This is a genomic window from Mesotoga sp. UBA6090, assembly GCF_002435945.1.
Classification (GTDB): Bacteria; Thermotogota; Thermotogae; order Petrotogales; family Kosmotogaceae; genus Mesotoga.
The window spans coordinates 20,117-27,591 of sequence record NZ_DIXC01000055.1 but is presented as its reverse complement, the minus strand read 5'-3'; the positions used below and the strand labels follow the sequence as shown (position 1 = coordinate 27,591).

General features: G+C 50.3%; 5 protein-coding genes. 1 reads left to right on the top strand and 4 read right to left on the bottom strand.

The annotated features are described in order from the left end of the window. Positions 1–108: 108 nt before the first annotated feature. Positions 109–1,164: a transglutaminase-like domain-containing protein gene (locus tag B3K42_RS08510; protein ID WP_258367370.1), complete on the top strand. Its 1,056-nt coding sequence runs from the start codon at positions 109–111 to the stop codon at positions 1,162–1,164. 253 nt (positions 1,165–1,417) lie between these two features. Here the strand turns inward: B3K42_RS08510 and B3K42_RS08505 are convergent, their stop codons facing one another. Genes B3K42_RS08505 through B3K42_RS08490 form a run of 4 tightly spaced genes read right to left on the bottom strand, consistent with a single transcriptional unit; the run spans position 1,418 to position 7,333 of the window. After that, positions 1,418–2,800 carry a sialate O-acetylesterase gene (locus B3K42_RS08505; protein ID WP_110990898.1) on the bottom strand — a complete coding sequence of 461 codons (1,383 nt, stop codon included), beginning with the start codon at positions 2,798–2,800 and terminating at the stop codon, positions 1,418–1,420. After that, a complete protein-coding gene (locus B3K42_RS08500; RefSeq protein ID WP_292598265.1) occupies positions 2,794–3,762 on the bottom strand; it encodes an ROK family protein in 969 nt (322 codons plus the stop codon). Before B3K42_RS08500 ends, B3K42_RS08505 begins: the two co-directional genes overlap by 7 nt. Next, positions 3,732–5,477: a class I mannose-6-phosphate isomerase gene (locus tag B3K42_RS08495; protein WP_110990897.1), complete on the bottom strand. Its 1,746-nt coding sequence runs from the start codon at positions 5,475–5,477 to the stop codon at positions 3,732–3,734. The genes B3K42_RS08500 and B3K42_RS08495 overlap by 31 nt, the downstream gene beginning before the upstream one ends. Beyond that, positions 5,474–7,333 (bottom strand): hypothetical protein, encoded by a 1,860-nt coding sequence (locus tag B3K42_RS08490; RefSeq protein WP_110990896.1) that lies wholly within the window; start codon positions 7,331–7,333, stop codon positions 5,474–5,476. Before B3K42_RS08490 ends, B3K42_RS08495 begins: the two co-directional genes overlap by 4 nt. Positions 7,334–7,475: the final 142 nt, after the last annotated feature.

The following is a 7,475-nucleotide window of genomic DNA, read 5'->3' as shown; positions in this document are numbered from 1 at the left end:
TCCCTCATCTTCGATTAAGCACGGCTAGAAGTGTCCTTCTTCGCCTTCTTGGCACACAGGGACCCGGAACTGGTCAACAGGGTGCCAGAGTGGTCGGCAGGCAATGTCTTGCTGGTTAGATACCTTTTGGAAGAATACGGACCGAGGCAGACACCTTTTGCCACCTTCAAGCCAGCTCACAGCCCGTATTTCAACCCGAAGGATTACCTTGTGGAGTACAAAGTGCATACTGAAAGATCTCTGCTGCCGGATGAGGGTTCGTTGAGAATCTGGTTCCCCCTTCCTCTGCAGACGGCCGCTCAAGAGAACATTTCTGTGCTTGAGGTAAGACCAAAGGAAGCGGTGGTCGGTCTTCCCAGAACCTCCGGCGATATAGCTTATGTCCTCTTCGAATTCGATCTTTCGAATCTCGATGAAGATCTGGATATCTCCGTGGAATATACTTTCACACACTATCAGCAGCAGTTCGATATAGATCCAGATCAGGTAGGCGAATACGACAAAGAAAGCTCGCTTTACAAGGACTACACGAAGTCAGAAGGAAGCATCTACTTCGATGAAAGGTTTGAGCAGCTTGCCAGAAGCGTTGTTGGAGATGAGACCAATCCTTACCTCCAGGCGAAAAAGCTATACTACTACGTAGTCGAAAACATCAAATACACTTTTATGGCTCACGTTTCAATAGAGGCGGCTGGGATTCCGGAAAGCCTCTACTCTTTCGAACACGGTTATGGTGATTGCGGCACTCAGTCGATGATCTTCTCAGCTCTCTGTAGATCCATAGGAATACCGGCAAGGGCGCCGGGAGGCTTTCAGGTTTTCTCCGGACAGCTCGGTTCGCACTTTTGGGCCGAGTTCTACCTGCCAAATTACGGTTGGGTTCCTGTGGATACCTCGGCAGGACAGATTGCGACCTACACTTACGGGATCACGGAAGAGGAGCGACAGGAATTTATCGATTACTTCTTTGCAAACCAGGATCCGTTGAGACTCGTGGTTCAAAATTCCGTCGACTTCTTACCGGCCGAAAAGCCTATCGACACTCAGCTGCTTGAGATCACGCTGCAGAGTCCATTCGTTGAGAGTGAATTCGGCAACGAAGAGTTTGATGTCACCATAGTGATTCTTGATTCTTTCACCATGAAAACGGTTTTGTTGAAATAGAACCGAGGTTGGGGGTAGCGGATTGGTGGTAGGAAAGAGCAGAAGATCAGTTGCAAGTTCCAAGTTGTAAGTTGTAAGACCGAGGTTGGTGGTAGCGGGCTGGTGGTAGGAAAAACCGGAGATAAGCTCGTTAGCCGTTGCCCGTCTACTGAAAAGGAGAAGGAAGCAAGAATGGATTTTCTGTGTCTGGCTCAATGAAGATACCCTTTATCACTTGTACTCTTGTTCTCTTGCTTTCCTTTCAAGAAAGGAGTCATTCTCTGGATATTTCGAAACTGTAGAACGGGAGGACAGGTAGATGGCTGACAGCATCTATGATCGAAAGAGGCCGCGGATTCGTTTCATGCTGACAGTGCACGAGCGCGTGAGCTCCTGGCTCTCTCGAAAGTCTTAAAATCATGGCATTGCCTTCTACAGAGTAAGATTCTACCTGGATGTCTCCCGACTCGTCAGAAATCGAGATGGGCAGGTCTTTGGGCTTGAGATCGAAGGCGTAGAGTCTGGAGCCGACGTTGTCAAAGACCAGACGTACGGTTCCGTCACCCGACAACGATGCTCGAGCTATGTCCGGTGCGTCTGCCAGGATTTTCTTCCCGAACAGGTGCTTAAGAACACTTTTGGCCAGCCTCTCTCCAAGCATCACGTTTCCGTATGAGCTGTTGTGGATGTTGTCTGAAAGCGGGATATCGATCGAAGGAACGATAAAGACTCCCGGAAGCTCTCGAGCCGCTCGTCTCTGAGCTTCTCTTACTCCAGCCCACCCTTCATCGTTCATTCCCCAGGGCTCTGGATCTGCAACAAAGCGGTTAAGCTGTACCGTAAAGACGGGCAGATCCGGCGAGCCCAAGTCTTTTCGTAAGGCTCTCACGAAATTTGCGAACCTTTCACCGTAAGTCTTGAAGAGACTTGATGAAGTATCAGAACAGCCCTGGTACCAAAGAAGAGATCTGAGTTTGCCTCCACAGTCCGTAATAACTTCCATCAGATTCCGGTAGAGCTCTCCGCTTTCGCCCGGGTTCCACTGGCTCAAGCTCGAGCCTCCTAGAGAGGCTTGAATCAATCCGACGGGCATGTTCAACTCTCTTTTCAGATATCTTGCAAAGCTTAAGTACGGCGAATGGCCGGGGTTGATCGATTCGATGTTGACCGGGTGGATGGATCGGGTGGAATCGTTCAGCGGATGGGCCGCCAGATCCCATGTTCCGTTGTTCTTAAGAATGTGGACTCCTATTTCCGGCGGATCATAAATGGCATCTTTCCCGTATCCTGCAGAATTGCTCTGACCGGTGATTGCGAAGAGTTCGCCTACGCCTATGTGCTGTATCATGTCTCCCCGGAATGCGTACTCTATCCCGAAGCTTTCAGGCTTCAGACAAGTCTCTATCCTGTAGAGCCCTCCTGAGGGAATGTCAAGGCATATTTCCCATCTTTCTCCTTCGAGCATCTTCGCTTCAAGCCATGGCAGTACCGTCTCGGAGCTGTCTTCACGGACCGCCCTCACAAAGACACTTTGTGTCTCCTGTAAGTCCTTCGAGAGTATATAATTTCCACGAAGATTGATAGATGCTCTGCCTTTCTCTTGCTGGATGATCTGCCACTCTCGAGGTCCGTGATCAATATAACAGCCCGCTAGCATGTTCTTCCCCCTTTCAAGTATCTCTCTGCCAGGTATAACCCCACTCCTGAGAGGGTACAGCTGTCTGCACCGGTGGCTTTCAATATTTCGGGCACGTTCCCTTTCTCTAAGAGCTCTTCCAGCCTTCTGTTGAGCGCTGGGGCCATGTACTTGAACGCTCCTGAGATCTTCCCTCCCATAACAATACAGTCGGGATGAAAGGCTTCGATGAAAGGAGCGAGCGCCGTTGCTAGAAGGATCCCGGTTTCGCGGAAGACCTCGATACAGTTTCCGTCGCCACTCTCGGCCAGATTGAAGAGATCCTCTACGTCAAGGCTGCCATGGGTCCCTCCGGTGAGTTCTCCGTACCTGGCAAGGATACCCCTTCGAGAGACTCTATCATCCAGAATCCCTTTCCCGCAGGGAAGGTTCCCTATCCAGCCGTAGGGAGGAATTCCCCTTTCATTCTCTACTATACTCCCCCTTTCCATGAAAGCCGAGCCCAGTCCAGTTCCGATTGTCAAGCCTATGAATCTTTTGGCGCCTCTGGCGGCGCCTTTGTGATACTGGCCCCTGGCGAAGGCCCAAGAGTCGGCATCGAAGAGGATCGGTATCGATCCATCCGCCAGTACTTCGCTTCGAAAAAAGCTCTTCAGATTCATGCCGTAAAGCGCTTCGTACTTTTCAACTCCCTTTATGAGACATACGCCTCTTTCGTAATCGAAAGGTCCTGGAAAGGCAAGTGCAAGACCCGATAGCGGCAGTCCGCCCGTGGCTGCAGCTCTGGACAGTGTCGTCACGATCTCGTTGAAACTCTCAAGTATCGCGGCCTTTGAGGCCTTTGAATCAATGGGAGTTGTGCTTATTCCAGTCAGCAAATCGCCTGAATCGTTGCATAGAGCCGACTTTACGGTTGTACCGCCAACGTCCAGAGCGATAATCACGCCGGTCTTCACTTCAACAGCGCCTTCACAACCATGCATTTCCCCTCGCCTCCGGCTCTCATCGTGTAGCGTCCCGTACTTGCAGGTACAATGACCGTCTCGGAGTAATTCAACACGAACTCGTTCCCGTTCGAGACTAGCTTCACACTCTCACCTTCAACGAGAGTCAGTATGTGGAATCTGCCTTCAAGCTCGAATGATGCTTCAGTCTCTATCTCAACTCTGAAGACCTGGTGAAAGAAAGACTTTCCCGACGCGATCAGATACTCTCGCCAGCCCTTGCCGCAGGTCTTCAGGACGGGTTTTGGTACTAGGTTTTTTTCAACCCAGGCACTCCGTCTATGTTGTTTGATCACTCTGAAGGCATGATCTATGTGAATCGGCCTCATGACGCCGTTGAGGTCCGGCCTTAGATGGTCGTATATCTTGAAGGTGTACCTGTAAGTGGTTGAACTGATCTCCAGAACTACAAGCCCTTCTCCGGAACCGTGGACAGTTCCAGGCGGGATCATTAAGATATCGTGCTTTTGTACCGCAACGCTGTTCACGAATTTGGTGTAGTCGAAAGGGATGCCTTCCCTTTCGGCCATCTCTGCCGCCTTCCTGAACTCGTCGAGGCTTGCCCCTTCTTGCAGGCCGAGGTTTACCCTTTTGCCGGGCTTGCAGTCGACAATGTAGTACATCTCCCCCTGGTGGTACCTCTCGTTGAAATTTCTCCTTATGTAGTCGGTTGGAGGGTGGACTTGAATCGAAAGATCTCCGCCGTCCATCGTGTCCAGGTAGTCGAATCTGATCGGGAACTCGCCGCCGAACAGTTTCCTGTCGGATGTGCCCATTACGCTTTCGTGGGTGAGATGGAAGAACAGTCTCCAGGGGAGTTCGAGCATGGTCTCGTGATTCTTTATCAGAAGCGACATCTCAGGCGCTATGACCTCGTAACTCCAGGCGCAGTTAGGCCAATCCTGCGGCAGGTGACGAACCTTCTTCAACCATTGTCCTCCCCACGGACCGGGCTCGTATATCGGTTTGAGTCTGAAGGGTTTCGAGGCGACCTCAAGGGCAATTATTCTTAGGTCTTCAGTGGCCAGCATAGTCGGGCTATCTTCGCAATTAGCATCAACATATAAATTCAGTGTCTCGAGAAGCTCATTTCTGTGTTTCTCGGAAACGGGAAAATCAACGTAGTACAGTCTTTTGGGGCCTATGCTCTGAGTCCCGAAAGTTGCACCGGTTTTCTTGAAGCGCTTCAGGGCCTCTTCTCTCGTAAGATCGAAATACACGATACAATCGTACTCATTCCTCATATCCCGTAGAGCGCATCCCCAACCTATTACAAGAATCAGATCACTCTTTCTTGACTCTCTTTCCAGCGTTATATGCTCCCTGAAGCTGGCTATCCTCTCCTTCGAAAAGAAACTGTCTATGCTCCGCCTGAAGACCTTTCCGAAGACCTTATCATTGTCTAGATACCGTTCTAATAGACTGTCTATCCTTTCGTCCGCTCTTCTGCAAATGTCGAAATCATAGATTTTAACTGAAAGGGAGTTTCGACAGGCAGACTCTTCAACCTCTTTTCTGAGACGTTCCCAGTCGAGACCGGCAAACCCGTCGACCGCTACCACTTTGGATCTGGCCGACGGCTTTCTCCGCCTTTCAACTAATGACCGTACTATACTATCTATCCCCTGGACTGTAACTACGTGTGGCTCTTTGGAGACATTCACCGCTTCTGCGAATTCTTTTGGAGGTTTCACTCGTTGCACTCCCTTCGGGTGTCTTTTCTTAAGAGCCTGACGTATCTTACTAACTCATGCGGTTTCAGAAGGAAGAGGCGCCCGCTCTCACCTCCGGAAATCACGTACTTCATGGTCTTCTCAAGAATAGTCAGATCCAGCCCTTTGGAGGCTTCTCCGAAATAACACGGCGTCATTCCCCAGAAGGGCGAGTCGAGGCCGATTATAGCCCAAACACCTGAATGGACCCCGCTGAATCTCTTTTCCCACTTCTTCACATCGTTCATCGGGTCAAAGCTCCAGTGTTCTGTCTGCTGATTCAACACTATCAGCCGGCCGTTGTCGTACAGTACCTGGGGCCACTTCCCTTCCTCTTTATAGCTTATCGCGTATTCGAAGCCCACCTCCTCCAGAACTGTGTAATCTGGCTCAGCGCTCCCGTGCCTGTAGCCCGGACAGGCATCCTGAAAGGAGTAGTGTCCCACAGGTACATTTCCTTCACCGCAGTGCATGGCGATTGACTTTCTGGCCTTCAAGAGGGAATCTCTGTAAGTCTCGCGCGGAAGATAGCCCTTTGCTTCTGTCGCTACGCCCAGGCCTGCACTGCTCAGAAGGATCTCGCCGGAGGGAAAGATCCCTCCCATATCGCGAGGAATGAAAAACTGCTCAAGCGTTTCACCGGCAAATTCCCACCAATTGGACGGAAAGGCTATGCCATCCTTTATTCCCTCCATGGAATGAAGATCGAGATAACGTGGAAGAACCGGAAGATGACCGAGATCTGCAGCGTAGTTGACAAAGGATATCGGAAGACATCCATCCTTGATTTTCTGCTTCAGGTAGTCATCGGATACCTCATCCTTCCAGGGCGCCTTCGCCTCTTTCAACCACAGTGACGGGAGCTTCACCTTATCCCTTATGGTCATTCCTATTTCAACATCGTGGGCCAGGACCAGCACGATCCCCTTCTTCGACAGCTCGGAAATCACCACGTCGTCATAAACCTGGCTCCCCCAGACAACGTTGTTCCCTGTCTTTCCGGCCAATTCCGCAATTACCGGCACACTGTCTGGCAGGCTCTTTAGGGCGGCCACGGGAAGTATATCCTCTCGCAGATACTTAGCTGTCCAGCGGAGAGTGATAGGATCATTGCCCAGGGCAATCCCCTTTCCCTTATCTATCCAGCGCCGGGCGATTCTGTCGGTCAGGCTGAGAAGCGTCTCTCCGTCATTCAGTTCTTCGATCGTTTCGACTTCGAATCCCAGCCGCTCAAACCTCTCTGTAGCAGACTCTCCGCAGCAGGCAAGATAGAGTTTCTTCACTCCCAGTTCGCGAAGCTTCTCAAACTGGCGATCGTGCGCTTCCAGGTATATTCCTAGAGCCTTTCGGTAGAAGATCTCAGGATAAAAGAAAGTGTCTATCCTTGAACGGCCGGGGATCTTGAAAGAACCAAGATCTACTGCCTCCAGAGGAAAGTCTATATCTCTCGAGGGGTAGACAACCGCATCGTTTGGAAAGATCTCTCCAAAGCGCTCGAAAAGCTCACTATATAGCTCTACAAGTTCCGAGGACCTGTGTCTTATAGCGGGGAATCTTCTTGCATTAAAAAACCTCTCGAAAGGTACTTGTTCGCCCTCGCTCATAGAGATGTACAGGATTTTTTCATAGAAATTGGTCAGAAAGTAAAGCTGCTCTTCATGTCTGTTGCCGGCAAATGGCAAGTAGTCCCCGATCCCGGCAAGACTCGGTCGCACCGAAAAGTAACCGTCGAAGTCGATCTTTCTTTCCCTGCATAACCAGGCAATCACAGGAAGAGCGGCAGCCCTCGCCGGACAACTTTCGTGGCTGTAATAGAAGACAAGACGGCTATCCTCCATAGATACCTCCTTCAGGACAAGCTTCTTTACAAACCATTGCATATATTACTGAAAAGAAACTCCATAAAAAAATGTATACGCCTATACTATACAACAGAAGTCCTGTCTAGAATAAATAACGATAAGCTAGGAAAATTGCAAA

What these genes read in the sequence shown, in the direction of transcription:
- B3K42_RS08500 (WP_292598265.1), bottom strand. Translation starts at nt 3,762, where the DNA reads ATGCATGGTTGTGAAGGCGCTGTTGAAGTGAAGACCGGCGTGATTATC.
- B3K42_RS08490 (WP_110990896.1), bottom strand. Translation starts at nt 7,333, where the DNA reads ATGGAGGATAGCCGTCTTGTCTTCTATTACAGCCACGAAAGTTGTCCG.
- B3K42_RS08505 (WP_110990898.1), bottom strand. Translation starts at nt 2,800, where the DNA reads ATGCTAGCGGGCTGTTATATTGATCACGGACCTCGAGAGTGGCAGATC.